Raw genomic sequence first — 24,770 nt, 5'->3', positions numbered from 1 at the left:
ATGAAAAAATGGCTTTTATTCTTAGTTGCAGCATTAATGGTTATTTTAACGGCTTGTGGAAATGATGAATCATCGACTAAAGAAACATCGCAAGGCAAGGATGATGCAAAAAAATCGGGTACGATCAGCTATAAATCGGAAAACGGTACGGTTAAAGTTCCCGCCGATCCAAAACGCGTAGTCGTTTTATCGTTATTCGTGGGAGATTTAATGGAAATGGGTGTCAACGTAGTCGGAATGGATTCATGGTCAAAAGATAACCCGGATTTCGCCAAAAAATATCCGGATGCTGAAGTGGTAGCGAGCACGGATTATGAGAAAATCATTGAACTTGATCCAGATTTGATCATCGGTTCTAATGATGTGGAAGACGTTAAAAAATTACAAGAGATTGCGCCAACCGTAATCTTCACATACGGTGCTTTGAATTACATCGACCAACGTATCGAAGTGGGTAAAGTAGTCAATAAAGAAGAGGAAATGACTAAGTGGGTTAAAGATTTCCAAGCACGTTCGAAAGTAGTAGGAGACAAAATCAAAGATAAAATCGGGGAAGATGCTACTATAACGGTTGCTGGTAACTCTGATAAGCAAATCTATTTATTTGGCGATAACTGGGGACGTGGAACGGAAATCCTGTATCAGGAAATGGGATTGAACATGCCAAAGGCTGTTAAAGATGTTGCCCTTGAGCCTGGATATTTTGGAATTTCCGAAGAAGTATTAGGTGACTATGTTGGGGATTATTTAGTCCTTAATTTAGTGAAAGAAGGACAAGATACTTCATTCATGGACTCAACTTGGTACAACAAAATACCGGCGGTTAAAGATAAAAAGGTATTTTATGCGGAAGGCTCTGCATTCTATTTCGCCGATGCCCATTCTTTCGATAAACAACTAGACTTCTTCGAAGAATCTTTTCTAGGTAAATAAGGGGAGATTCGATGAAAGTCTCCTATTCTATTATAAGCAAAATGGTTTTATCGTTCGTTGTTTTGATGGTGGTCGTGGTCTTGGCGTTAGGGTATGGTGCAGCAAATACGAGTTTTCAAGATTTATATGAAGCTGTTATCGGAAGAAGCGGTGGACCCTATTATGATGTGCTAAGAGAAATTCGTCTTCCTCGTGTCATCGCAGCATTCTTCGTGGGAGCCGCGTTGGCAGTTGCCGGGGCCATCATGCAAGGGATGACAAGGAATCCTCTTGCCGATCCGGGTCTACTCGGTCTGACTTCAGGTGCTACTTTAGCTCTTACCCTGGCATTGGCCTTCATTCCCGGAATCACCTTCTTAATGCTTATGTTCAGTTCTTTTATAGGTGCAATGATTGGTATGCTACTTGTATTTGGAATAGGTATCACGTCTAGAAACGGTTTATCTCCGCTAAAGCTCGTTTTAGCGGGAGCGGCCGTTTCTCTCTTTTTACAGGCCATTTCAAGTGGTATAGCCATTCTTTTCAATGTATCGAAAAATGTCAGTACATGGACGGCTGGAGGGTTGATCAGCACAACATGGGATGCTTTGATCATTGTCCCCTTCATCATCTTTGGTTTAGTGTTGGCGACTGTCTATAGCAAACCATTGACCGTCCTTAGCTTAAATGAAGAAGTGGCGAAAGGGCTTGGACAGAAGACGAAGAAGATCAAAGTGATTTTGATGTTCGTGGTCATCGTTTTAGCAGGAACGGCAGTAGCCCTGATAGGGAATTTGTCGTTCGTGGGCTTATTCATTCCACATATCGTCCGGAAGATCGTGGGGGCGGATTACCGTTTGATCATCCCGATGTCGATTATAATCGGCGGATCCTTTATGGTTCTAACAGATTTCATTAGTAGAATCGTAATTGCTCCATTGGAAATCCCCATTGTTGCATTGGTCTCATTAATCGGGTTCCTATTCTTCCTGGTCTTGGTAAAGAAAGGAGGTCGAACTTTCTTTGCGTAAAAAAAGTAATGTACGATGGATGTATAGCTTAACGACCCTATTACTGATCATAAGTATCCTTGCCGGCATCAGCTTAGGACCTTCCTCAGTCGGTATCTCTCAAATCATTCCGACGATATTGGGGGATGGGACATTCAAAGAGGAATTCATTCTCTTTTCCGTTCGGTTTCCTCGCGTCCTGGTCCTAACTTTAGCAGGGATGTCGCTGGCATTATCTGGTGCCATTTTACAGACATTGACCAAAAATGATTTAGCTGATCCAGGTATTATCGGTATAAATGCTGGAGCAGGGGTTGCAATTACCTTATTTTACTTGTTCGTTGACGCCAATTTAGACTCCTATACCTATCAGTTACCGGCAGTAGGTTTCTTAGGTGGGATCATTACAGCCGGGCTGATCGTCCTCTTCACGTTGGACAGGAAAAACGGTATCCAGCCGATCAAGCTCGTGCTGATGGGGGTCGGGTTTGCCTCGGCATTATCGGGATTAATGATCATCTTGGTTTCAGGCGCTAAACAGGAGGATGTCCAATTCATCTCCAAATGGCTTGCAGGGAATATATGGGGAGCCGATTGGCCCTTTATTCTAGCGCTTCTTCCCTGGCTACTGGTGGCGATACCGTTTTTACTTTGGAAGCAAAAGGCAATGAATCTTCTCGCTCTTAATGAAACGGTGGCGAAAGGGCTGGGCGTTTCCCTGAACCGGGATCGGGCCCTTTTGCTGATCATTGCGGTAGCATTAGCGGCCTCGGCGGTTTCGGTCGTTGGGAGTATTAGTTTCATTGGATTGATTGCTCCTCATATCGCCAAACAGCTGGTCGGTTCCAAGCATCAGAGCTTTTTATTCTTATCTCCCATAATTGGTGCAGCCATCTTAGTTTTCGCTGATACAATAGGCCGCATCATTTATAGTGAACAAACCATTCCAGCCGGAATCATCGTCGCTATTATCGGAGCTCCTTACTTCCTATATTTATTAAGGAAGACAGCTTGATCGGATTAAAAAACCAGGTTTCCATGAACTGTGCCCCATAAAATGGACAGTCTAAAAAAATACCTATAGTTTAAACAGCTAAACGATGACTCCTGTATTGTGCAGGAGTCATTCTAAATTTAGCTCCATTGGTACGATTTGTATTGAAATTCCTCTAAGCATAACTCCTCAATTTGAACAACTATAAGTGCTAACTGTGATCTAGAATGAAGGAATTATCGACTAAAGGGAAGTTTACTGGCATGGATCTCGACTCTTTTATTGTTCAACAGTTAGATATGGAGGATGAAGATATTGGGCTCGTTCATGATCCAGATATTGTGTATCTAAAAAGATAACGGCTTTTGTGATTTTTCAAAAGTAATCTCTCCGATGGATACCTTGAAGAAAAACTGAAGAGCATAAGGGATTTTTGCTATCACCGAGGGTGCTAGGTTAGGCAAAGCCTAACAAAACCGTGATAGCACGAAAATCGCATGTGCAATACGTTTGCAATACACAAGCAATACACAAGCAATACATTTGTAATACACTTTTCCCTTACGTGCAATACATTTGCAAGCATGCTTGCAAATGTATTGCAGCGATATAAATGACCTTAAAATTCAAGAATACATAAACCGATAAGTTGAATTATGTTAACTAGACGGTCATTTTGCCCTCTCTTCCACTAACGGGGCAGGTTAGTTGTAGAAGACGATAGAATATAACGTTGAGGTCAATTCTAAAGAGGGGGGGAGTAATATGAAAAAAAAGATATTGATATTGATAATGTTAGTTTTTATATTCGTTATAGGATTTAATATGTTTTATAATGGGTTTTCGAAAATTGAAAGTATGACAATACAAAAATATGATGAAGCATTTGAAGATGGAAAATCTACAACTGATAAAGGAGAGATAGCTACTATTAGAGGTATCTTGAATAAAGCAAATCACCTAAATGCTGAGTACAAAATTGCAACTGAACCAAGATACAAGATTCAACTAACCTACAAAGATAAATCTACGGAGGTTATTGACGTCATCGAAGAATTTGGTAAGAACAAGACTCTTCTAAGTAGTAATAAGAATGGTTATTACGAAATAAATGATAAACAAACGCAAAAAATATTAGAACTCTTGTTGAACTAACGGGGGCGTTAGTTCAACAAGGAGACATCTTAAAGGTCCAAAAAGTGGTCCTTTTTTCTTTGTTAACGAACAACATGAATGAATTTGAGTCTTAGTGAAAGACACTAAAGGTTCTCAAGACATTATGCGTTTCTTCTTCGATAATACCGATAATAGAGGTTTATGTGAACTAGCTGTTTACTTTTGAAGTAGCATTGAATTTTATCCACGAACTAACTCTGACTCACAATAAATACCTTATTTTGCAAGTTTATATAATTACATAAATGTAATATACTTCTTAAAATAGGTACTATTTAACTATAAAGGAGCAACTTACTTTGTGCGAAATTAAATTATATAGAGATTTAGAACTAAAAATAAAACATCTTAGAAATATCCTTATTGAAACTGGTGTTCAAAAAGGTCTAAATCATAGGGAAACACTGACATGTAGTCAAAGGCTGGACAAGTTGATTTTGAAACAATTTCTAATAAGTAAGCAATAATTAGTGAAAGACACTAAATGTTTTCAATACGTTATTCGTTTCTTCTTCCGTAATGCCGATATAACGCAGGGTGACAGAAGGGTGAGAATGATGTAGGATTCGCTGCAACATGGCAATGTCCTTCGTTGCTTTGTAAAACCAGTAGCCAAACGTTTTCCGTAACGTATGATTGCCGACATGCTCCACTCCAGCGAACTCTGCCGCCTTGTTTAGCTGCCTATAGGTACTTTGCTACTGGAGGGGAATCATTTAAGCCAGAACCAGAAAAGAAAGCCGGGGAATTGATTGCGGAAGAATTAAAAACCATACGTGAAGAAATGGCGGCACTTAGGAAAGAAAATAAACAAATGAAAGAACAGTTGGATAACCAAGAAACTTTTAATAAAGAGTTTGTTATCCCAGGTATCCAACAAATAAAAGGTGAAGTATCTAGCATTAGAGGAAGTATAGAACGAGATAAAGAACTGGATGAATCCAATAGGGCAGCAAAGGAAGCTAAACAATTAATAGCAGCAGCCAATGAAAATCCGGATACTAACCTGGATAAACAAAAAAAGGGCTTCTTTGCTCGACTTTTCGGAAAGTGAACAAAGAAACTCAGTTTAGACCTCCGCGTCACCACGAACACCCTTGTCTTAAAACTAACCGTTACTAAAACCGGAGAAGAGGTTTTAATAAAAAAAATATTTAGTACGCTTATTCATTCTCTTAATTTTGATGATTTTGTATATAAGAAATCCTATTGCAACTACAAGAGCTACAAAACCAATTTGATATACCGTATCAAACCAATTAATACTAGACTCTGTGGTACCCATACTAATTCCCCTTTCTTAATGCTAATATTTAATAGTGTATGTTACTGACTTTTGATAACCAACAGGTTGTCCAACAACATTTACTCCATATAACTTTGAACCCTTTGCATAAGCTTTTCCACCTGTTTTAGTTGAATTCATTTCATAATAAGAAGCATTATCATTAGGAATATATGTAATCCCCATGAGAACGCCTGTTTGCTCACTCCATATCTTCACGCCAGATACTTTTTTAGTAGACTTATTTTTTGTAAACCTAACATAAGATGTAATTTTACCAAAACCACTTTTTTCTACGTAACTATTTGTTAACGTCTCGGTAGTTGCAAATAAAGAAATTTTGTTAGTTTCATCCTCAATCATAACATTTTCATCTTCAAAAGTACTTGGATCTTCCTGAATGAATTTTTCAAATTCTTCTATTGTATCAAAATTCAATCTTTGATTTTCAGGAATGAAATTAGGATCAACTAGTTCTAAATTGTTATTTTCAATAATATCCTCGATTTCAGACATAGTATCTTCATTGTTTGTTGCAGCTGAAACTTTAAAACCATTAAATCCAAAAGATACAAATGAAACCAGTAAAACAAAACTAATTAAATACATCAATTTTTTACTCATTAAAAATCCCCCAATATTCATATTCAGTGTCCAATATGGGGCTTTAGCTCAACAAGGATTTCAATAATAACCAACCTATTTACAACACAACGGGTCCCCGAATAGTTATTAACCGATGCATACGAAAAATCCACTCTTAGGTAATAGAGTGGATTTTTCGTATGCATCTATTTCTCGTCTTTTACATTCAGCAGGTGTAACAGACGCATTATTGTCTTGTTTATTTCACCCAGTTCCTTTTTACTCATACCAGAAGCGTCGAATAAGGATTGAGGAACGTACGATGCCTTCTCCTGTAGAGCTTTGCCTGTTTTAGTAATGAGAATGTTCACGACGCGTTCGTCCACTGTGTCACGGCGACGCTCGATGAGACCGGCAGCTTCCATACGTTTGAGTAGAGGAGTCAGTGTACCGGTATCAAGATTAAGCGCTTCACCTAGCTCTTTAATTGTGCTTTGTTGCTTCTCCCACAACGTAACTAAGACCAGATATTGAGGGTAAGTGAGTTGAAGTTCATCTAGGTAAGGGCGATAAAGTCGTAATATAGCCCTTGAACAGGCATACAACGAGAAACATAAGTGATCCTCTAAGTTAAGATTATGCGGGTTAGTCTCCATGGTTGCACCTCGAATAATCAGTATTTTCTTCATTAATATTTTAACATAACTCGTGGACAATAAAAAATGTTTTGCAAAATTAAATTGTTGACAATATTTTGTAAATAGACTAAGATAAATTCACAAATTATATTTTGCAAAATACAATTTTGCAAAATATAAAATACTGATAATGGAGGAATTTATAATGAGTAATATTACAGTTGGATTTGAAAATGGTGCACCTATTGAGCTTCACTACGAGGATGTAGGATCTGGAAAGCCGGTCGTGTTGATTCATGGTTGGCCACTAAGTGGAAGATCTTGGGAAAAACAAGTTCCTGCACTTGTGGAGGCTGGTCACCGAGTTATTACGTATGATCGACGAGGGTTCGGACATTCTTCTCAGCCCTGGAATGGTTATGAGTACAATACGTTTGCGGCTGATCTGCACAAACTGCTGGAGCATCTTGATCTTCATGACGTGACTTTGGTTGGATTCTCAATGGGTGGCGGTGAGGTGGCTCGTTACATTGGCACCTACGGAACGGATCGTGTATCGAAGGCTGTGTTAGCGGGGGCAGTTCCACCATACCTTTACAAGGCTACAGATAACCCCGATGGAGGATTTGATGATGCAGTGATCAAAGGCTTACAAGATGGGGTTAAGGCGGATCGACTTTCGTTCCTCGATACGTTTACAACTAACTTCTTCGCCTCCGGGGACAGAACGGATCTAGTGAGCGAAGAATTCCGGTTATACAATCGTGACATTGCAGCATTCGCGTCTCCAAAGGGCACGCTTGACTGTATCTCAGCGTTTAGTCAAACAGATTTCCGAGGTGATCTAGATAAGTTCGACTTGCCGACACTTATTCTTCATGGGGATGCGGATGCAATCGTTCCGGTCGAAATCAGTGGCCAGAAGGCACATGAGCGCATTCCTAACAGCCAGCTTGTGGTGATTAAAGGTGGTCCGCATGGATTTAATGTGACGCATGCCGAGGAGTTCAACGCGGAACTCATTCAATTCTTGAATACTACTGAATCAGATTCTATATAACTGCTATTCTTAAAGCAAACAAGGAAGGCACCCAATTGTTAAATTAAGATATTAAATCATAGGATAGTTAGTCCATTCTGAGGGCTAATTATCCTTTTTTATTTACATATTGTATTAAGAAAATAAAGGTACTCAACAAATGATTGCTAACGCTGTATATTATGCAATTAAATCAGCAGATTGGTTGTTTCTATGAGCTTTATAGATATTTCTAACATAAATGAAGAGATTCGTAGTGTTATTTACGAAATTCTTGCCACTTATAACCTAATATTACTTGATAGAGGCGTGAGCCCTTACTGGATGTAATAAGAAAAGATTATAGACATATGGAAATTCTGGATTTGAATGATAAAGAATTGAAAAGCAAGTTATCATCTTTATTTAAAACCCAATGGGATGTTTCGTTAGAAGAGGTCATTAAAGAATGTAAGAGGATGACGTATTTTCAGAGATTACTAACACTCCAACTTTTCGTCTTATATTTAATCATTAAAATCTTCTTCAACTGACTGTCCTTTAGTAGTTTAAGTACAATCCACCACAATGTTATCTATGCTTTAATATTTGCTTACCTTAAAAAGTTACTCCATTAAATGGCCCGTTTGTGTAATAAAAATATCCTATATATCAACAAAGGATTTTTATCGAATTTTTTTATAAACATCGGAAGTTTATTTCAAATCTACATCTATGGGACATTATCATCTGCCTATCGTTCAGTATTTCGAGAAAAGAGGATATCTGTTAATCATTATGAATCCACTCATTTCTTACAAAGCGAAAAGTTCAAGTTTACGCAAAGTCAAAGCAGACATAACTGATGCCCGCCTTCTCTGCGAGCTATATTATAAAGAGGATTTATAACCCTATAAAAAGCGTGGAATCCAGCTTTTGAACTTGCGTAATCTGATGAGACAGCACGATGATATACGGACTCACAAAGGGTTCCAGAGGCAGGTCAGCTTTTCTTCACTGCTACTATAAAAAAAAGTAGCACAAACCATGGCCTAGGTTTGTACTACTGATGTTAGTATGTTTTGTATGTATCAGTTAAATAGCTATTCAGGTACTCGTTGGGTTGTGAAAATTTTGGCTATTTCTCTTAGCATAAAAAGAAAACGGAAAAACTCATGTTAATCAGTTCTAGCCCCAGCGTGCTGGTTTTGTTCCACTACTTTTCTTAGCAAATACCGTTATCAGGATTTTCTTATTAATTGTTTTAGGAACGATTATTCTTTATCAAATGATCTTCCTTTAGTGCTTTTTGCACCGGTTCCATTACTTATGGCATTGAAGCCACGGCAAAGTAAATATCGTGGCATGCGATACAGATCCGATCAGGCAATCGGCGTTCCATTTTTGACAGTTTCATCCGGTTTTAAAAGCACGACATCGCCTTCTTCCGGCACACCTCCGATTACCAATACTTCTGATTCAAAACCAGCGATTCGCCGAACGGGAAAGTTTATTACTGCAGCAACTTGACGGCCGATAAGCTGCTGAGGTTCATACCTTCTCGTAATTTGAGCGGAAGAGCGTTTGATGCCCATCTCGCCAAAATCAATCTCTAACTTTAATGCAGGTTTTCGAGCTTCCGGAAACGGTTCTGCCGTTATTACAGTACCGACCCGAATGTCCAACTTCAAAAAATCTTCAATTGTTGTCACAGTAATCCCCCGTTTCAATTGTTCATACCAAATTGTTTTAAATAATAAATATTATACCATTTTTCTCCAGATCAATGAGCGATGCGTTACATGAAAAAATGGACCCTTATAAGGGAGGACCCTGAAAAATATACGTTTTACGTGAAGCAGCGTCTCCGTTTGCAACTAACCTACTTGCCCACTCACGCTCTTCAAATTGTGCCCGACAACCCGAACGCGCCCGGTATGCGGCGATTTTTTTGCCCCCACTCTATGATTTCGAGCCGCGGATATTCCACGCCCAGCAAGAGAATCGGGTCGAATAAAATTTTTAAGAAGAATGCTCCAGACAACGGATTAAAGCCGTCCAATCCATTTCATCATAACCATGGTTCATTCCTTCAGCAATAGTTATGGATCAGTTGGCCCACAGGCAGAGGAGCATAGACGGACTGCGCAACCTTTATAGTCAGTTCAATGTTTTAAAACCGGTCGGTCCAAAACGTGTTCTGTCATTATCGATTCATAGTTCTGATTTACCGGAGATTGAAAAAGAGCATCCACGACACGCTAAGACTTCCCAATCGCAGACTTAGGATAGAAACTCTTTTCCCCATACTCTTATAGAATCGATGATGCTCGACAATTTATTTCCTTGTTCAGTGAGGAAGTATTCTGTTTTGGGTGGCACAGTGTCATCTACCACCCTCTTCACAATTCCATCCGCCTCGAGTTCCCTGAGCTGTAATGTCAGCATTCGTTGTGAAATCCCCGGTATTAAGCGTCTAAATTCATTAAATCTGACCGATTTTTTGGATAGAATGTCGATAATGATTCCCTTCCATTTGCCTCCTATCATATGTAAAACTATTTCAACAGGGCAGGCCCTTATAACCTCTTCACTACAATCGCCATAATTTTTTAATCCATATCCCATATTTCCACTCCATTCTTTAAGTTACAAAAATGTGCCTACTTACAATTATCAATTTTTTCCATTATATTAATTATATCAAAAATGAAAGGAGGTTCATATCATGATTACATGTACATATAAAAGGCCGGGACAAAGATAAGAAGTAAATATGTACTCGTAAGTACAGGTTTTAGAAAAATAGACTAGGGAGGCAATTTTATGAATAAATCCAAGATCGTATTAATTACAGGTGGAAACAAAGGTATTGGTTTTGAGACAGCAAGACAATTGGGAAACATGGGGTATGAGATTTTAATAGGAGCAAGAAACGAAAAAAAGGGACATGAGGCCGTAACGTTATTGGAAACGGAGAAAATTAAAGCTAAAACAGTGCTTCTTGATGTCACGAACCCCAGCTCTCTTCTCTCCGCAGCAGATTGGATTGAACAAGAATATGGATTGCTTGATATCTTGATTAATAATGCAGGCGTGTTTTCGGAAGGTAACATACCTCCAAGTGAACTGGAACTGTCCGTTCTAAAGAGCACATATGAAACAAACGTTTTCGGCGTATTTTCTGTTACTAAAGCAATGCTTCCATTGCTCAGAAATTCTTCTTCTGGAAGAATTGTTAATCTTTCCAGCGGATTAGGTTCCTTAACCTTGAATTCAGACCCAGCTTCGGAATTTTATAATGTGAATTCGCTCGCCTACAATAGCTCCAAAACGGCTGTGAATGCTTTAACTGTTTTCTTTGCTAAAGAATTAAACAATTCTCCTATTAAAATCAACTCAGTTTGCCCTGGATTTACAGCTACCGATTTAAATGGTAATAGTGGCTATCGTTCAGTCGAACAAGCAGCTTCCATTGTAGTGAAGCTTGCCACAATAAATAGTGATGGTCCAACTGGTGGCTTTTTTGATGACAATGGAGTTGTGCCTTGGTAAAACTGAAGGAATAAGTTAGCTTTAATGTCCAAAGCATCTGGATAAAAAATATTTCCTCATACATTATCTTATCCATTTTCTGCACGAGTGAAATACTACTATATATTTTAGCAGTTATATCCATTTTCTATGGATATAACTGCTAACTCTGTTACTTCTTACACTTCCCTACACTCTTGTTTTTCAACCTCATAGATGAGTTGATAATCCCCTTTCGTATTCTCTTTAAGATTTATTATACTTGTTTTTTTCTTTATAGACCCCAAGATTTACGTTCATTTTAATCAATTGTTACATGTAGATCGCCATAATCCACTTTTCCTGACGACCTACCGTGTGAGGAGTTCTGACCAAAGCTATTCAGCGTTTTGACTATCTATTTAGCAACAACAAGTATCAGATTTTGGTTCGGATACGGAATATGTGAATCAGGAGTAATTGGGCGAATAAACCATATGGTGGAACAGTCCCCAAGTGGTCGGTTTCTTAAAGAAACGGATGGATTTCGGGGAAATACGTCAAAGCGGGTTCGCCCATAGCATAGTATAATTACTTATATGAATAATTGGAAAGGGGCGCTTACAGTGGCAAGAACGAAGGCCTTTGATACGAAAGAGATTCTGCATAAAGCCATGTATATCTTCGGGAATCGTGGCTATGAAGGCACCTCGTTGCCTGATTTAATCAATGGGCTGGGCATTGCCCGCCAAAGTATATATGATACTTATGGAACGAAATGGGATCTGTTTTTTACAGCTGTCCAACATTATATGGAACAGAAAAATCAAGAGTTGAAGAGACTTTGCGATGGGCCGGGAACGGTAGTTGACAAGGTAGAACTAGTATTTACTACAATTGTTAAAGTCCTTATAGACCCTGAGCTGCGTCTAGAGTGCTTCATTATTAGCAGCGCTATTGAGCAGGCGCCTCACAATGAGGAGCTGGCAGCTTATCTGCAGACGAACACCGAACTGTCGGAGCAAATCTTTTACAATATGCTGGAACGCGCGGTGAAAGAAGGGGCAATAGGCCCGGAGGTGAATATCCGAGATCTGGCCCGGTTCCTGGTACATGAGCGAATCGCCCTGATCACGTCAGCCAAGTTGGGAATGGATGAGCCGAGGCTGTTTGCCATCTCAAATATGGTACTAACGGTCTTTCGGACTATACAGGGCAGCCAAGCGAAAGATTTCATATAAATGTGGACATCAAAAGGCTCTCCTATGGTCATCTTAAACGGTGATGACTGGAGAGCCTTTTATCTTAAAGTACCTCTTAGTTAATTAGACGGAAACCATGTTTATGCTGCAAAATGAATTGCTCTAGGTAACGCGGCTCTCGGCCGGCTACTCGAAATACCGTGTCTGTTATCTGATTCTCCATTCCTTCGAGACAAATACGAACATCCATTCCGGCTAGGTATTCGGCATAGTTATCCGGCAAGCCGGCTGCCTTATGCCTCTCTGTAAGTTGCTCCGGTGTAACACGAATATGCTTGGCTTCCAGGCCGGTAACGCTGCGGATCACTCCGGCCACATCATCATAAGTGAGGGATTCTGGGCCAGTAATGATATGCTCCCGGTTATGGGGCTCCTTGTCGGTCAGGGCATGAAAGCCGACAGCTGCAATATCATCTGCGTCGACGAAGCCTACCTTGCCGTCTCCTGCAGCAGTATAGATGTGCCCGCTGTGGCGTAAGGAGTGCCCGTGACCATGGCTGGGCTCCGTGAAGTTCTGCATGAAATAGGAAGGGCGCAGGACGGCCCATTCGGGGGCATGGTCATGCAGGTAACGGTGAACTCCCCCGAAGACGGGGCCATCCTCCGGAATCGAGGCACTGGATAACAGGACGAAGCGCCTAACTGAAGCGTCAAGTGCTCTGCGGATAAAAGGAATCATGGCTTCTTCAGGATGCAGACTTGCAGGTGCAACCAAATATACGGCATGGACGTCCTGCAGGACGTCATCATGGTTAGAGTCATCGAACCAGTCGAATGGTATGTGTTCACCGACTTGTTCATCCCCGGGCTTGGGAAAACTGCGTCCGGCTCTCCGAATCAGATAGTCTTGATCTTGTAGCAACTGTGCAATGCGGGAGGAGGTCTTGCCCTGTCCTCCGGTTAGTAGAATACGAGTAGAGGATTGATTTTGCATACGATTATCTCCTTTAGTTCTTATTTATGTCATGTTTTAAGTTGACTGCTAATGGTTTCCAGTAGTCCTGATAGCGGATAATCCTACCATTTTGAACTTCTGAACTTCGACTACGGATATATAGCTTTGTTCGTAAGATCCGCCTGTGACTAGGATTTTTCCACTTGCTTTGAACTGAGCGAAGAACACGGGGGCATCGGCTGCTATATGAATGACCGGTGTGGTGAATGAAGTGATTTTAAGCACATCCTCTAATTCTTCCAGATATTGCTACAGCACCGCCTTCCCATCCAGTCGTTTTGGATTTGTTTCCTGGGCATAAGGAAATTCGAAGACGATATCGGCAGCAAACAAATCTAGAAATGTAGCATACTCCTTACGAATATAACGGTCTGAGAAAAGTTGAATGAGCTGCTCAACTTGATCATAAGACAAGGTACTCATTTCAGTTGCCTCGCTTTCTTGAGAGAATGGATGGATGGAAAATGGTGGAATTTCTAAGAGTACTATATCACTTTTCGGACCGAACAATCAAATATATTCGGACCGAACAGGGGTCATCTTTTTTAGGTTCCATTGGTGTCTATAGTAATGTAAGCTTCATCCTTAAAGTGGCCAAAGAAGGCCTCCTGAGGGGCATTATCCCAACCGTTTCCTCGTCTAGACATCGATTGATGTAATCCTAATTTCTTCACTAACTTTTGAAAGTCGGGGTGTGTGTAGTGGGTACCTTGATCCGAGTGTAATAAGGCACTTTCTGCTTTTTTATATCATCGATTCTTCTTTAGCTTCAGAAGGGTGTCTATAGCTAAATCCATGGTGATTTGGTCTGATACGTGGTAGGCCAAGATTTCATTGGTCGAGCCATCTTTAATGGTAGATAAATAGGCTTTGTGGCCCGTTCCGTAAAATAAATATATGATATCGGTTAGGAGTACTTTTCCGGGGATATCTTGCTTAAATTGTCGCTTTAATAGGTTTGGCATGACCCTATGTTCTTGGGTTGCTTTCATCATTCTCCGATAGGGATTTGCTTTTCTAATGGGGCAGACAATCCCATACTTCTTCATTATTCTTCGGATCTAATCCCCTTTCGGCTAATCCCCTTAACATAAGGATTCTTTGATAAGGCCTTCATTTCTTATTCTGTAAAAGTCTTGTTACTCATTTTGATGTATCTCCAATCCCATGTATCTTCTTTATACATAAAAGTACCCTACAGAGAGACTTTTTTTAAGTGTCTACTCTATAGGGTACATTCTACCATTATAGGAACCTGGTTTTTTCTTTATCGTTTTAAAGGTACGGGATGTACGAGTGTTCGAGACTTCTTTTGAGGTGTGGTATTTTGACGGTGTAGAATCGCATTGATTTCGCCGCCGAGCATTAAGATCAAACCGGTCAGGTACAGCCATAACATTAAAACGATGACGCCCCCTAAACTGCCGTACGTGGACGAATAATTAGCGAAATTGCTGACATAAAAGGAAAAACCGATGGAGATGACAAACCAGAGTATTGTGGCCGTAATTGCACCCGGAATGACGTGTTTGAACGGGAAGTTCTTATTCGGTGCGTAACGGTATAGAATGGCTAGCACGAAAGAGATAACCGCAACGGCGATCACCCATCGCAATATACTGAATAGACTTTGTGTTTCTTCTGGAAGGGACACGACTTGTTCCATTAAATCGATGAGTACTTTCCCAAAGACGGGAAGAACCAGCATCACGATAAATGCAAAGACCAATCCTAATGTTAACAGGATGGAAATGAGGCGAGCCTTGATGAAGCTGCGCGTTTCTTCCACATCATAGGCAATGTTCATCGAATGAATAAATGCATTCATTCCATTCGAAGCGGACCAGATGGTACCAAGGATACCAAAGGTCAGCAAGCCGCCATTCCGTTCATTCAATATCTTGATGATATTCTCTTCGATGGTTTTCATCGTTTCCGATGGCATGAATGTCTTTAACGTATCCAAAGCTGTTTGCGTATCGATGTTCAAGTATGGCAAAATCGACAGCAATAAAATGAGCAAAGGGAATAGTGCGAGGAGGTAATAGTATGCTTGTTCAGCTGCCAATCCTGTGACACGATCCTCCTTGACTTCCTTGATGAGTTTCTTGCTAAAATCAATCGACTTATTCAATCGGCATCACTCCTGAAAAGTTTCTTCGTTTATCTGATTCTTTTCCCTCAGATCGGGTGCCTTAACCCTCCTGAGAGGAAATATTGTAAAGCAGTTACCCATTTACTATTCGAAAATCTCTTCCAACATGTCGATGGGATGGAAAATAAGAAGGGATGACTGGGTGGAAGGAGACACATATAGCAGGCTATCAATCTAAGAAACTCAGAGAATATCGAAAAAGGTCCAGACGTAGGTGTCTGGACCTTTTTGATTAGCCTTCTTTTTGTTGTTCTTTTTGGACTTTTGGCGGCGTCCATTTGAAGATTTTATTGAGGATATTATATATATGCTTGGATTCTTTCGTAAGGACTGGTCCAAGAATCGCTAATGTCAGCACATATAATGCCGCAAACGGGGTTAGGATAGGCATCAAACCGCCAGCAATGCCTAGGTTTGCGAGAATGATGGAGAATTCACCGCGTGAAACGATCGTCAAGCCGATATTGGCTGAGGCTTTATGGGACAAACCGGATTTACGTCCAGCAATCATACCAGCAACGAAGTTACCGATAATGGTAATGATGACGGCTCCAAGTACCATCCAGACTGCTCCACCTAGCGTTGTCGGATCGATACTCAATCCAAAGCTGAAGAAGAATATGGCTCCAAAGAAGTCCCTGAAAGGAATGACAAGTTTTTCGATGCGGTCACTATGTTCCGTTTCAGAAAAGACGAGTCCGAGCAGTAATGCGCCGATTGCTTCTGCAACATGAATCGTTTCAGAGAAACCTGCGATAAAGAACAGTAAGGCGAATACGACAATGATGAAAATCTCATCAGAGGTAATATTGAATAATTTGTTGAGGAAACCGGATGCTTTTCGAGCGATGACGAAAAATAATAGCATATATCCGATTGCGATAAACGTAGATAATAATGTTCCCCAGACTGAACCGGATGAGCTTAATACCAATCCTGATACGACGGATAAATAAACGGCAAGGAATATATCTTCAAACATGATGATTCCCAGGATAAGTTCCGTTTCGTTATTACCGGTCCTTCTTAAATCAACAAGTACTTTGGCTACTATGGCACTTGATGAAAAGCTGATGATCCCGGTTAAAATGAGGACTTCTTTCAGTGGAAGACCCATGAGGAAACCATAAGCCATCGCTAAACCAACGTTTATGACAATATAGATGGATCCGCCTGTCACGATGTTCTTTCCGGATTTCATCAATTTTTTTACAGAAAATTCAAGTCCTAAATAGAATAGAAGGAAAAGAATACCGACTCTTCCGAGGAAGGCAATGATCTCTTCACTTTCGATGAAGCGTAAATCGATCATTCCAAAATGCGGGGCATGAGGTCCTACCAACATGCCGACGATAATTAAGATGGGTACATTCGATATTTTGAATTTCCCTGCTATGAGAGCTGCGGCTGCAACCAATAATAGGGCCGTTCCTACTTCGAAGACTAAGTGATCCATATGTACTTAGTCACTCCTTTCGTCGGTCAGTAATTCTCTAATCAGATTTTTGATGTCTTTTCTTTCACCAGAGATGACCAGCGTGTCGCCTGCAGCAATGATTGAATCAGGACCTGGGTTATTCAGTTGTTTTTTCCCTTTTTTCGAATGGGCGATAACCGTCACGTTGTAATTGTTACGAATGTCAATGTCACCAATCGTTTGGTTAATCGCTTTGGAACCTGGTTCCACTTTGAACCATTCGATGACCAAGTCACCTAATGACATTTCGATTGTTTCGAGTGCCTGTGGTTTATAAATCATACCGCCGATGATGGACGCCATTTGACGCGCTTCCTGATCATTGAGTGTGATGCTTGAAATAACATCCTCATGATCGGTATCAAAGTGGTATAACTCCCTACGGCCATCATCGTGAATGACAATCACTAATTTTTCATCATTTCTCGTGATAATCTCGAATTTCTGGCCTATACCAGGAAGTTCGCTTTCTCTAATTTTCACTTGAATTCCTCCTTAAAATGGTGGTTTGAGATTACAAAAGATAGAAATATGCTATAAATTCACGTCGATGATCGTCTTGAATTTACTCTCCTTGGAGATGCCAATGTACTTCAGTGTCTCGGATGGACTAGAATGATGGTAATGCTTTTGGATCAAGGCGAGGGAGACCCCTTGCTTATAGGCGTGATATCCAAATGTCTTACGCATTGAACTGGCCCCATACTTACCAATCAATCCGGCACCTTCCACCGCATCATGGATGATCCGGTGTGCCTGTTGGCGTGTGATCGGTTTTTTTGTCTTAGGTGATAAAAACAAAAATTGGCCTTCCATCACTTTCGAGTCTTTGATGTATTCTTGTAAAGCTGTCCGGACTTTCTGATTCAAATAGATTTGAGTGACCTCGTCATTTTCCAAGCGTTGCTCATAAAACTCTTTAACTTTTCCCGTTTCATCGAGAACGCTTGCCACGGTCACTTCCAACATCTCATTGATTTTCATTCCCGTATTGATCCCTAAAACAAATAACAAATAATCGCGGCTGGAGTGAGATCGCAAGTAACTTTTGATCTTGCTGATTTCATTGACATCCTTAAAGGCTTCTACATATTCCATAATTCTTCTCCTCTTACCAATGTAACTTAATTATATTATAACACAAGTTATGTTACATTGCATCCGATGATGCTTGTTACTAAAACTCTGTTTTTTGGCGTTGCCCTTCATGGTCTTGAAAATGCTTCGTGGCAAGTAGTGAAATCAGGAGGATGAGTTCAAATCCGTTCATGTACGCATCGCTTTTGATGGGGAGAGGAACGGCGCTACCGATGGTCATGATGACCGTACCTAGCAAATACCATATCCATTTTTGTTTTCGCCAGATCAAGAACCCCGAAATAATCAGTACGAGGGAGATGATCAATACCATGATGGGCGGTCCGCTCGTCGGCTCTGAACTGGTATAACTTAAAACCCCATACTTCCAATCGGCCTCCAGTTTAAGCCCAAGCGTTTCAGTGAATAATTCAAAGCATATTAGGGCGATCACCAATACGCAACTGATATACTTGGCAAGTTTTCTTTGGGCCCACGCGATGTCGGCCTTTTTCAGGGAATCCCAAGCAAAGAGAACTAATGTGGGCGTGAAGAGGGCATGTCCCCAAAAGCGGGCATAGCTGATTGATTCCAGAAAGTGCCCCGTTCCGATATACCGTCCGAGTGCGAGCAGGGTGTTATCCACGATTAGCCCGAAAATCACGAGTAAGAGAACGTTGGAAGCAGAGAGCCATCCGTATTTATTAGCGAGGGTGATTCCCCAAATGAAAAGGGCCACATATCCGGCAAGATAGAAGAAGTAAAGAAAAGTATCCAAATTCTGTCCTCCTTTTTTTATGTATTCTTTACTGAATGGAAAAGAAATATATCTGGCAGGGCTAAATAGCTTTTTAGGCATGAAAAAGAGGGAACCCCCTAATAAGGATTCCCTCTCGCATACTATCAATAAACGGCTTTTTGTAATTTGGTAATGATCTCGAGTGAACGGCCTGTCCCAATGGCAACAGATTCAAGCGGACTATCGGCAAGCTCGACGGGCACGATGAGTTCTTTCATCAACCAATCCTGCATCCCGCTAAGCAAGGCTCCGCCCCCGGAAAGGACCACGCCTTGGTCGACGATGTCCCCACTTAATTCAGGAGGGCATTCTTCCAACGTGGAACGGATGGCTTCTAAAATATGAAGCAAGGATTCTTGAATGGCTTCCTGAACTTCCAAGGACGTAATCGTAATGGGCTTCGGAAGACCCGTCACGAGGTCACGCCCCCTGACTTCCATGGTCAATGGAGAATGGTCGATGAGCGCGTAGCCGATTTCCATTTTTATTTGTTCGGCAGTTCGTTCCCCAATCAATATGTTATGTTTTTTTCTTACATATTGACAGATATCCTCATCCAGTTGATCGCCACCGATACGGACCGAATTACATGAAACGACTCCACCATACGAGATGATCGCTACCTCAGTCGTACCGCCACCAATGTCGACGATGACATTCGCGACCGGTTCTTCTACAGGAAGTCCAGCTCCTATGGCAGCAGCAACGGGCTCTTCGATCAGATGAACCTGTTTGGCTCCGCAATTTTTAACCGCATCCTGAATGGCCCTTCTTTCAACGGATGTGGAACCGGATGGCGTACATACGACCACATTCGGTTTACGGATCGATAAGCCGATCGCCTTGCTAGCTTTTTTCATGATTTCCTTAAGCATTTGTGCGGTCACATCGAAATCCGCAATGACCCCGTCTTTCAATGGGCGGATGGCGACGATATGGCCAGGTGTCTTCCCAATCATATTCTTCGCTTCCAGGCCGACTGCCAACACTTTATTAGTCACTATATCTATGGCCACTACAGATGGCTCATTGAATATGATTCCTTTGTTTTTACTGTAAACGAGTGTATTTGCCGTTCCTAAGTCTATACCAATTTCTGTATTTAACATCTAGTCACCCCTCCATAAGAGTTTTGACCCCTATATAATGATTCTACCTCTAATGGTAAGTTTATGGGGGTAGGAAATGGAGTTAGATTATGGAATCTGGACTTTCGTCTTTTCATACAGGGAAAACATGATGAAATATAGAACGGCACTCAAGACGGCCAGGATACTGATCATGAGGAATGTCCCATTATATCCAATCCACCCTGTCATCGGTATGGCTAGTGGGGCAAGCATCCTGCCAATGGTGAAACGTAAGCTTGATGCAGCGAAATACTGGCCACGCATATGTGCTGGGGCCAATTTCGACACAAATCCTTGCTGGATGCCGGCCGTTAATAGCTCGGCGATGGAAAATAGGGCGATGGCGATGAATAATCCCCAAACCCATTGGGTCGCGCCAAATAAAATCATGGAAAAACTGTATATCAGAGAAGAGATTATGAATATATTTCTTTCTTTATACATGGATGCCCATTTCGTGACGGTGATGGTTAAGAGGGCCACGAATAATCCATTTTCCGCAAGCAAGAATCCGAAAATCTGCTCTTCCTGTAGTGTGATCGAAAATATGGACTGCGGATCGACCATTTCATTAATATAGACAGGGAACAAAAGGTCGAGCTGCATGAACGTTTGATAGACCAAAACGCCTGCGATGATGAAAAGTAGAAACACCTTATCACGGAAAATGACTTGATAGTCTCGTAGTTGGTTCAGTAAAAAAGAGAATCCGTTAACCCTTTTTCCTGATCCCTTTTCCTGAATGGATAGGAGAGCCGTTTCTTTGACCCATGTTTGCAGGATGAAACCTAACAGGATATTGATGATGGCAGCAAGGGCTAACAGTTCGAAACGGTGGGTCGCATAAAAAATCCCTCCCAAAATCGGACCTATGACCACGGCAATATTGATGGATGTATAAAATACGGCGAAGACGCCACTGCGGTCTTTTTCTGGAATCACATCAGCGACCATTGCCTGGCTGGCAGGGTTATAAAAGGCGCTGAATATGCTGACGGCGGTGAAGCTGATAAACCCGATGCTGGGCGAATCCAGCCAAGGGGAGCTCGCCCATGCAAAGAATATGTAGGCAATGCCTTGGCCGAAGGTGGAAATGACCATCATCCGCTTTCTTCCGAATCGATCAGCACAATATCCCCCGAATAAATTGGCCACAACCGCAAAAAACTGCGAGAAAATCAGCAGTAATCCAGCAGTTGTTTTCCCGAACGATTCGGAGAAGTAAATCGCAAGGAACGGAAAAAACATCCAAAATGATATATTGACGACAGATTCCCCGGCAAGGCGAATCTTTAAGTTCGTATCCCAATCTCGTAAACGCATAGTAGAATTCCCATACTTTCTGTTATTTTCCCCATCATACTCTGAGTTTGAAATGAAGACAAGACAAGGGATAAATTCCGTCAAATAAGTTATGGTACTATGTAAGTGGAATTTTTATAGATAAGAAGGTTATGGAATTGAAGACATTCATATCGGATCATAAGAGTTTAAGAATGACTTTCACAGCTTTACTGGCGTTTCTAGGAGGGTACCTGTTCGACAAACTTGGCATCTATTTACCATGGATGCTCGGACCGTTATTTGTGGTGATGATCGCAAAAATCAAATGGGGACACTCGATGTTGTGGTCGAGAACGCTAAGGAGCACAGGACTGATCATCCTCGGCTTACAACTGGGCAGTTCATTTACGAAACGATCGTTACATGAAATGAGCGAATATTTGCCCGTCATGCTGTTTACCACGGTTGTGCTGATTTTGTTCACCGTAGTAACAGGCTTGTTCGTAGGAAAAAGAATGAACCTATCGATGAGCACCTCGCTTCTTGGAAGCTTCCCGGGAGGCCTGTCTCAGATGGTGATCCTGAGCGAGGAAATGAAAGATAGTGACGAAACGGTTGTCGGCTTCATGCAGACGCTTCGGGTCATTCTCGTCATATCGATCGTACCTTGGCTCGTCACCCATGTCATGTCCGTGGATTCCGAAGCAACGACGACGATGGCAAAAGGGCCGTTCTTTATGTTTGATTATGACGGGACCTTGGCACTCCTACTGATTGCAGCTCTGGCGTTATTCATTTTCATAGCCATAAAGGTTCATTTCCCACTTCCTTTCCTTTTAGGCCCACTCATTGCGGCGGCTCTGTTCAATTTGACAGGATCTGAAGCACCACATATTCCTGGCTTCTGGTTGAACTTGTCCCAGGTTCTGATTGGTGCCCATCTGGGATTCACATTGAAAGTCGATAATCCACGGCTTTTCAGGAAGATGTTCGCGGTGGTTTTCGTGAGTAATGTTTTGCTAATCGGTTTTTGTTACTATCTTGCGGCTTACTTTTCACCAGTCCTATCCTTGCCGGCCAATGAATTGTTTTTAAGCATGGCCCCCGGTGGTGTGGCAGAAATGGCGGTCACGGCCATGTCCGTTTCCGTTGATGTATCCGTGGTCACAAGCTTTCACTTATTCAGGATTTTATTCATCTTGTTTTTAGTGTCTCCACTCATCAAAGTGCTGGATCGGAGACAGGGCAGACAGAAAAGGCGGGAGTGACGGCTCCCGTCTTTTCCGTCTGCCTCAAGTTATCATCCATTGGTTTTAATTTCGTAAACGTCATGTCTTCATGATAAGATAAAAAAATTACATACTGGTAAGGTAGGATGTAGTCAGCCAAACCTGCCGCCATCTTTCCTTTTGGCCACCTGATATATGGAGGTTTTTTTTTGAACATTATCACAAATACAGTTAAAAAAATCGGTTACAAGAAAGTTTGGGTGTACATCATCATTGCCCTTTGTTTTGTCGCTTCCGTTTTCTTTGTGACTCACAATTATTCTTTCTACGAAGGCCCTATAGCCAAAGTCATCAAGACAAATCTGGAAAGTACAACGGAAATGGATGACATGTATCTCAATGAAGATCGGCTATTTACACAGAGTATCGTAGCCCAATTGCAAAATGGAGAAGAAAAAGGGCAGCTTATTACGTTAAAGAATGAATATTCCTCATCTGGTGCCTATGATCAAGAATACAAAGTTGGAAATGATTTATTCGTTTCGATCGATGCAAAAGATGGAGAGGGCCCGGAATTAGCCGGAACGATTAAAGATGTCAAACGTGATAAATATGTGGTGATTGTGGCATGGGTGTTTATTTTTACCCTCCTGATCGTTGGTCAAAAGCAGGGGCTGCTTTCCGTTATAAGTTTGGTGGTCAATGCCGTTTTGTTGTCCTATGCCCTGGACTTTTATATGAGTACATCAGGCATCAGTTTGGTCTGGATATGCGGCATAGCGATCATACTATTTACGGTCCTTTCCCTCTTACTCGTTAACGGTTTTAATGAAAAGACATACGCAGCCATCATTGCGACGCTCATAGGGACTTTTTCCTCGTTGTTCATTACCTATCTTGCTATGTGGGTAACGGGAGAAAATGGCCTCCGATATGAAGAAATGCAATTTCTCACCAGGCCTTATAAAATGGTGTTTTATGCAGGCTTGTTTATCGGATCGTTAGGAGCTGTGATGGATATAGGGATTACCATGTCTTCTTCGATCTTTGGGTTGTATGAAAAGAATAATGACATATCCGTAAAAGCCCTGAAAGCCTCTGGATTGGAAATAGGGAAAGATATTATGGGAACCATGACGAATATTTTGTTTTTTGCTTACATAAGCGGTTCCATCCCCGTGATTCTTTTGTATTTGAAGAATGCTTCCACGTTGGGATTCACCCTTTCCATGAACCTATCATTAGAATTGGCCCGTGCCCTTGCCGGGGGGATTGGCATCGTGTTAACGATTCCGATAGGTTTATATATTTCGATCTATTTCGTTAATCGAAGGAAGGGAAGAACATGAATGTATTGGTATTACTAGCAGGCATATTATTTATCTTGATGATCTCGATCGGTGGTAAAAAAGGGGCACGTTCATTTTTTGCTTTATTCTTGAACTTTGGTGTGTTGCTTTTTGCCATCTTCTTTATGAAAAATCCACATAATGATCCGTATATCGTCACATTGATTGCATGTACGGTGATTAGTTATATCACTTTGTTCTTTATTAATGAAGTAAACAGTACGACCAAGACAGCCTTCGTTTCTACGATCATCACGATTGTCATCGTCCTCTTCTTTATCGTCGTGGTGACGGAACGTGCGATGATCCAGGGGTTTGGTGAAGAAGAAATAGAAGAGCTTAGCATCTTTTCCCTTTATATAGGTGTGGACTTTTTGAAGGTAGGCGTTTCAGTCATTATCATGAGTACGATTGGCGCCATTATCGACACAGCCATGGCCATTTCGTCTCCCATGCGGGAAATGTTTCTCCACCATCCATCCAGCACCAGGAAAGATTTATTTAAATTTGGAATGAGCATTGGGAGGGACATCCTGGGAACCAGTACGAATACATTGTTCTTTGCTTTCTTTGGTGGCTATCTGGCATTGCTTATCTGGTTTAAGGACTTAGCTTATTCTGTTGGAGAAATCGTCAATTCGAAAATATTCAGTGCTGAAATGATCACGATATTTTGTGCGGGAACGGGTGTAGCCCTTGTGATTCCTATTACGGCATTGATAACGGCTTACTACTTAGTGAAAAAAAGGGGGAAGGTAAAGGTCGTGTAGTTTCCTAGGGTCCTAATGAAAAACGAATAGAGTGGAGAAGGCCGCCAATCTCAACGGGTGGCCTTTTTGCTGTTGTTACGGCTCCAGAAAGGGCATATGACAATCCTTATTCATCATACCTATAGAAAAAAAGATGAAAGTATGTGATTGGT

At 41.3% G+C, this 24,770-nt stretch carries 26 protein-coding genes and 3 pseudogenes; 13 read left to right on the top strand and 16 right to left on the bottom strand.

What is annotated here, in order from left to right; genetic code table 11:
- The 5 genes from ACIQXR_RS10400 to ACIQXR_RS10380 all read left to right on the top strand — a co-directional run bounded on the left by ACIQXR_RS10400 (position 1) and on the right by ACIQXR_RS10380 (position 4,559).
- Positions 1–933: an ABC transporter substrate-binding protein gene (locus ACIQXR_RS10400; protein ID WP_403079942.1), complete on the top strand. Its 933-nt coding sequence runs from the start codon at positions 1–3 to the stop codon at positions 931–933.
- Between the two features lie 11 nt (positions 934–944).
- Complete coding sequence (locus tag ACIQXR_RS10395) at positions 945–1,943, top strand: FecCD family ABC transporter permease (protein WP_403079940.1); 999 nt, start codon at positions 945–947, stop codon at positions 1,941–1,943.
- Between the two features lie 19 nt (positions 1,944–1,962).
- Positions 1,963–2,937, top strand: coding sequence for a FecCD family ABC transporter permease (locus ACIQXR_RS10390; protein ID WP_402989409.1), 975 nt, complete (start codon positions 1,963–1,965; stop codon positions 2,935–2,937).
- 744 nt (positions 2,938–3,681) lie between these two features.
- The gene (locus ACIQXR_RS10385) at positions 3,682–4,071 is read left to right on the top strand and encodes a YhfM domain-containing protein (protein WP_403079938.1); all 390 of its coding nucleotides are present in this window, start codon (positions 3,682–3,684) and stop codon (positions 4,069–4,071) included.
- A gap of 320 nt (positions 4,072–4,391) precedes the next feature.
- The gene (locus ACIQXR_RS10380) at positions 4,392–4,559 is read left to right on the top strand and encodes an aspartyl-phosphate phosphatase Spo0E family protein (RefSeq protein ID WP_403079936.1); all 168 of its coding nucleotides are present in this window, start codon (positions 4,392–4,394) and stop codon (positions 4,557–4,559) included.
- Here ACIQXR_RS10380 and ACIQXR_RS10375 read toward each other — a convergent pair.
- A pseudogene (locus ACIQXR_RS10375) lies at positions 4,560–4,781 on the bottom strand (tyrosine-type recombinase/integrase); the annotation flags it as partial. It abuts the gene before it with no gap.
- Between the two features lie 59 nt (positions 4,782–4,840).
- On the opposite strand from ACIQXR_RS10375, the gene ACIQXR_RS10370 reads away from it, so the two are divergent.
- A complete protein-coding gene (locus ACIQXR_RS10370) occupies positions 4,841–5,146 on the top strand; it encodes a hypothetical protein (RefSeq protein ID WP_403079934.1) in 306 nt (101 codons plus the stop codon).
- 252 nt (positions 5,147–5,398) lie between these two features.
- Here the strand turns inward: ACIQXR_RS10370 and ACIQXR_RS10365 are convergent, their stop codons facing one another.
- Both ACIQXR_RS10365 and ACIQXR_RS10360 read right to left on the bottom strand, forming a co-directional pair.
- Entirely contained in the window at positions 5,399–6,001 is a 603-nt protein-coding gene (locus tag ACIQXR_RS10365; RefSeq protein WP_403079932.1) for a hypothetical protein, read from the bottom strand.
- Between the two features lie 167 nt (positions 6,002–6,168).
- Positions 6,169–6,618: a MarR family winged helix-turn-helix transcriptional regulator gene (locus tag ACIQXR_RS10360; protein ID WP_403079929.1), complete on the bottom strand. Its 450-nt coding sequence runs from the start codon at positions 6,616–6,618 to the stop codon at positions 6,169–6,171.
- A 187-nt stretch (positions 6,619–6,805) separates the two neighbouring features.
- Here ACIQXR_RS10360 and ACIQXR_RS10355 point away from each other — a divergent pair, with 187 nt between their 5' ends.
- A complete protein-coding gene (locus tag ACIQXR_RS10355; protein WP_403079927.1) occupies positions 6,806–7,660 on the top strand; it encodes an alpha/beta fold hydrolase in 855 nt (284 codons plus the stop codon).
- 696 nt (positions 7,661–8,356) lie between these two features.
- Positions 8,357–8,641 (top strand): annotated as a pseudogene (locus ACIQXR_RS10350) (IS110 family transposase); the annotation flags it as partial.
- Between the two features lie 359 nt (positions 8,642–9,000).
- On the opposite strand, the gene csaA reads toward ACIQXR_RS10350, so the two are convergent.
- Positions 9,001–9,330, bottom strand: a complete 330-nt coding sequence (csaA, locus tag ACIQXR_RS10345; protein WP_402871847.1) for a chaperone CsaA — start codon at positions 9,328–9,330, stop codon at positions 9,001–9,003.
- A 571-nt stretch (positions 9,331–9,901) separates the two neighbouring features.
- Positions 9,902–10,246, bottom strand: coding sequence for a winged helix-turn-helix transcriptional regulator (locus ACIQXR_RS10340; RefSeq protein ID WP_402871844.1), 345 nt, complete (start codon positions 10,244–10,246; stop codon positions 9,902–9,904).
- 198 nt (positions 10,247–10,444) lie between these two features.
- Here ACIQXR_RS10340 and ACIQXR_RS10335 point away from each other — a divergent pair, with 198 nt between their 5' ends.
- Positions 10,445–11,173 carry an SDR family oxidoreductase gene (locus ACIQXR_RS10335; RefSeq protein WP_402871841.1) on the top strand — a complete coding sequence of 243 codons (729 nt, stop codon included), beginning with the start codon at positions 10,445–10,447 and terminating at the stop codon, positions 11,171–11,173.
- 584 nt (positions 11,174–11,757) lie between these two features.
- Positions 11,758–12,372 carry a TetR/AcrR family transcriptional regulator gene (locus ACIQXR_RS10330; protein WP_402958894.1) on the top strand — a complete coding sequence of 205 codons (615 nt, stop codon included), beginning with the start codon at positions 11,758–11,760 and terminating at the stop codon, positions 12,370–12,372.
- A gap of 76 nt (positions 12,373–12,448) precedes the next feature.
- Here the strand turns inward: ACIQXR_RS10330 and ACIQXR_RS10325 are convergent, their stop codons facing one another.
- From ACIQXR_RS10325 to ACIQXR_RS10275, 11 genes and pseudogenes are all read right to left on the bottom strand, one after another.
- Positions 12,449–13,327: an NmrA family NAD(P)-binding protein gene (locus ACIQXR_RS10325; protein ID WP_403079924.1), complete on the bottom strand. Its 879-nt coding sequence runs from the start codon at positions 13,325–13,327 to the stop codon at positions 12,449–12,451.
- A gap of 48 nt (positions 13,328–13,375) precedes the next feature.
- Positions 13,376–13,573, bottom strand: coding sequence for a hypothetical protein (locus tag ACIQXR_RS10320; RefSeq protein WP_403079922.1), 198 nt, complete (start codon positions 13,571–13,573; stop codon positions 13,376–13,378).
- Positions 13,574–13,597: 24 nt separating this feature from the next.
- The gene (locus ACIQXR_RS10315) at positions 13,598–13,771 is read right to left on the bottom strand and encodes a nuclear transport factor 2-like protein (protein ID WP_403079921.1); all 174 of its coding nucleotides are present in this window, start codon (positions 13,769–13,771) and stop codon (positions 13,598–13,600) included.
- Positions 13,772–13,858: 87 nt separating this feature from the next.
- A pseudogene (locus ACIQXR_RS10310) lies at positions 13,859–14,409 on the bottom strand (IS3 family transposase); the annotation flags it as partial.
- 206 nt (positions 14,410–14,615) lie between these two features.
- Positions 14,616–15,482: a YihY/virulence factor BrkB family protein gene (locus tag ACIQXR_RS10305; protein ID WP_402871831.1), complete on the bottom strand. Its 867-nt coding sequence runs from the start codon at positions 15,480–15,482 to the stop codon at positions 14,616–14,618.
- Positions 15,483–15,735: 253 nt separating this feature from the next.
- Complete coding sequence (locus ACIQXR_RS10300) at positions 15,736–16,959, bottom strand: cation:proton antiporter (RefSeq protein ID WP_402871828.1); 1,224 nt, start codon at positions 16,957–16,959, stop codon at positions 15,736–15,738.
- Positions 16,960–16,965: 6 nt separating this feature from the next.
- Positions 16,966–17,463 (bottom strand): cation:proton antiporter regulatory subunit, encoded by a 498-nt coding sequence (locus ACIQXR_RS10295; protein ID WP_402871825.1) that lies wholly within the window; start codon positions 17,461–17,463, stop codon positions 16,966–16,968.
- A gap of 51 nt (positions 17,464–17,514) precedes the next feature.
- The gene (locus ACIQXR_RS10290; RefSeq protein ID WP_402871822.1) at positions 17,515–18,078 is read right to left on the bottom strand and encodes a tyrosine-type recombinase/integrase; all 564 of its coding nucleotides are present in this window, start codon (positions 18,076–18,078) and stop codon (positions 17,515–17,517) included.
- 79 nt (positions 18,079–18,157) lie between these two features.
- On the bottom strand, positions 18,158–18,835 hold the full coding sequence (locus ACIQXR_RS10285) for a hypothetical protein (protein ID WP_402871819.1): 678 nt from the start codon (positions 18,833–18,835) through the stop codon (positions 18,158–18,160).
- Positions 18,836–18,960: 125 nt separating this feature from the next.
- Positions 18,961–19,965 carry a rod-share determining protein MreBH gene (gene mreBH / locus ACIQXR_RS10280; RefSeq protein WP_402958904.1) on the bottom strand — a complete coding sequence of 335 codons (1,005 nt, stop codon included), beginning with the start codon at positions 19,963–19,965 and terminating at the stop codon, positions 18,961–18,963.
- Positions 19,966–20,052: 87 nt separating this feature from the next.
- On the bottom strand, positions 20,053–21,309 hold the full coding sequence (locus ACIQXR_RS10275) for an MDR family MFS transporter (RefSeq protein WP_403079919.1): 1,257 nt from the start codon (positions 21,307–21,309) through the stop codon (positions 20,053–20,055).
- A 137-nt stretch (positions 21,310–21,446) separates the two neighbouring features.
- On the opposite strand from ACIQXR_RS10275, the gene ACIQXR_RS10270 reads away from it, so the two are divergent.
- The 3 genes from ACIQXR_RS10270 to ACIQXR_RS10260 all read left to right on the top strand — a co-directional run bounded on the left by ACIQXR_RS10270 (position 21,447) and on the right by ACIQXR_RS10260 (position 24,618).
- Positions 21,447–22,538, top strand: a complete 1,092-nt coding sequence (locus ACIQXR_RS10270) for an AbrB family transcriptional regulator (RefSeq protein ID WP_403079917.1) — start codon at positions 21,447–21,449, stop codon at positions 22,536–22,538.
- A gap of 170 nt (positions 22,539–22,708) precedes the next feature.
- Positions 22,709–23,848 carry a YibE/F family protein gene (locus ACIQXR_RS10265; protein ID WP_403079916.1) on the top strand — a complete coding sequence of 380 codons (1,140 nt, stop codon included), beginning with the start codon at positions 22,709–22,711 and terminating at the stop codon, positions 23,846–23,848.
- On the top strand, positions 23,845–24,618 hold the full coding sequence (locus ACIQXR_RS10260) for a YibE/F family protein (RefSeq protein WP_403079914.1): 774 nt from the start codon (positions 23,845–23,847) through the stop codon (positions 24,616–24,618). The genes ACIQXR_RS10265 and ACIQXR_RS10260 overlap by 4 nt, the downstream gene beginning before the upstream one ends.
- Positions 24,619–24,770 lie beyond the last annotated feature (152 nt).

Source organism: Peribacillus sp. NPDC097224, from assembly GCF_044761985.1.
GTDB lineage: Bacteria > Bacillota > Bacilli > Bacillales > DSM-1321 > Peribacillus.
The sequence above is the reverse complement of the archived record's forward strand: the minus strand, read 5'-3'. Positions and strand labels throughout refer to the sequence as shown.

What these genes read in the sequence shown, in the direction of transcription:
- ACIQXR_RS10400 (WP_403079942.1), top strand. Translation starts at nt 1, where the DNA reads ATGAAAAAATGGCTTTTATTCTTAGTTGCAGCATTAATGGTTATTTTA.
- ACIQXR_RS10395 (WP_403079940.1), top strand. Translation starts at nt 945, where the DNA reads ATGAAAGTCTCCTATTCTATTATAAGCAAAATGGTTTTATCGTTCGTT.
- ACIQXR_RS10390 (WP_402989409.1), top strand. Translation starts at nt 1,963, where the DNA reads ATGTATAGCTTAACGACCCTATTACTGATCATAAGTATCCTTGCCGGC.
- ACIQXR_RS10385 (WP_403079938.1), top strand. Translation starts at nt 3,682, where the DNA reads ATGAAAAAAAAGATATTGATATTGATAATGTTAGTTTTTATATTCGTT.
- ACIQXR_RS10365 (WP_403079932.1), bottom strand. Translation starts at nt 6,001, where the DNA reads ATGAGTAAAAAATTGATGTATTTAATTAGTTTTGTTTTACTGGTTTCA.
- ACIQXR_RS10360 (WP_403079929.1), bottom strand. Translation starts at nt 6,618, where the DNA reads ATGGAGACTAACCCGCATAATCTTAACTTAGAGGATCACTTATGTTTC.
- ACIQXR_RS10355 (WP_403079927.1), top strand. Translation starts at nt 6,806, where the DNA reads ATGAGTAATATTACAGTTGGATTTGAAAATGGTGCACCTATTGAGCTT.
- ACIQXR_RS10340 (WP_402871844.1), bottom strand. Translation starts at nt 10,246, where the DNA reads ATGGGATATGGATTAAAAAATTATGGCGATTGTAGTGAAGAGGTTATA.
- ACIQXR_RS10335 (WP_402871841.1), top strand. Translation starts at nt 10,445, where the DNA reads ATGAATAAATCCAAGATCGTATTAATTACAGGTGGAAACAAAGGTATT.
- ACIQXR_RS10325 (WP_403079924.1), bottom strand. Translation starts at nt 13,327, where the DNA reads ATGCAAAATCAATCCTCTACTCGTATTCTACTAACCGGAGGACAGGGC.
- ACIQXR_RS10315 (WP_403079921.1), bottom strand. Translation starts at nt 13,771, where the DNA reads ATGAGTACCTTGTCTTATGATCAAGTTGAGCAGCTCATTCAACTTTTC.
- ACIQXR_RS10300 (WP_402871828.1), bottom strand. Translation starts at nt 16,959, where the DNA reads ATGGATCACTTAGTCTTCGAAGTAGGAACGGCCCTATTATTGGTTGCA.
- ACIQXR_RS10290 (WP_402871822.1), bottom strand. Translation starts at nt 18,078, where the DNA reads ATGGAATATGTAGAAGCCTTTAAGGATGTCAATGAAATCAGCAAGATC.
- mreBH (WP_402958904.1), bottom strand. Translation starts at nt 19,965, where the DNA reads ATGTTAAATACAGAAATTGGTATAGACTTAGGAACGGCAAATACACTC.
- ACIQXR_RS10275 (WP_403079919.1), bottom strand. Translation starts at nt 21,309, where the DNA reads ATGCGTTTACGAGATTGGGATACGAACTTAAAGATTCGCCTTGCCGGG.
- ACIQXR_RS10260 (WP_403079914.1), top strand. Translation starts at nt 23,845, where the DNA reads ATGAATGTATTGGTATTACTAGCAGGCATATTATTTATCTTGATGATC.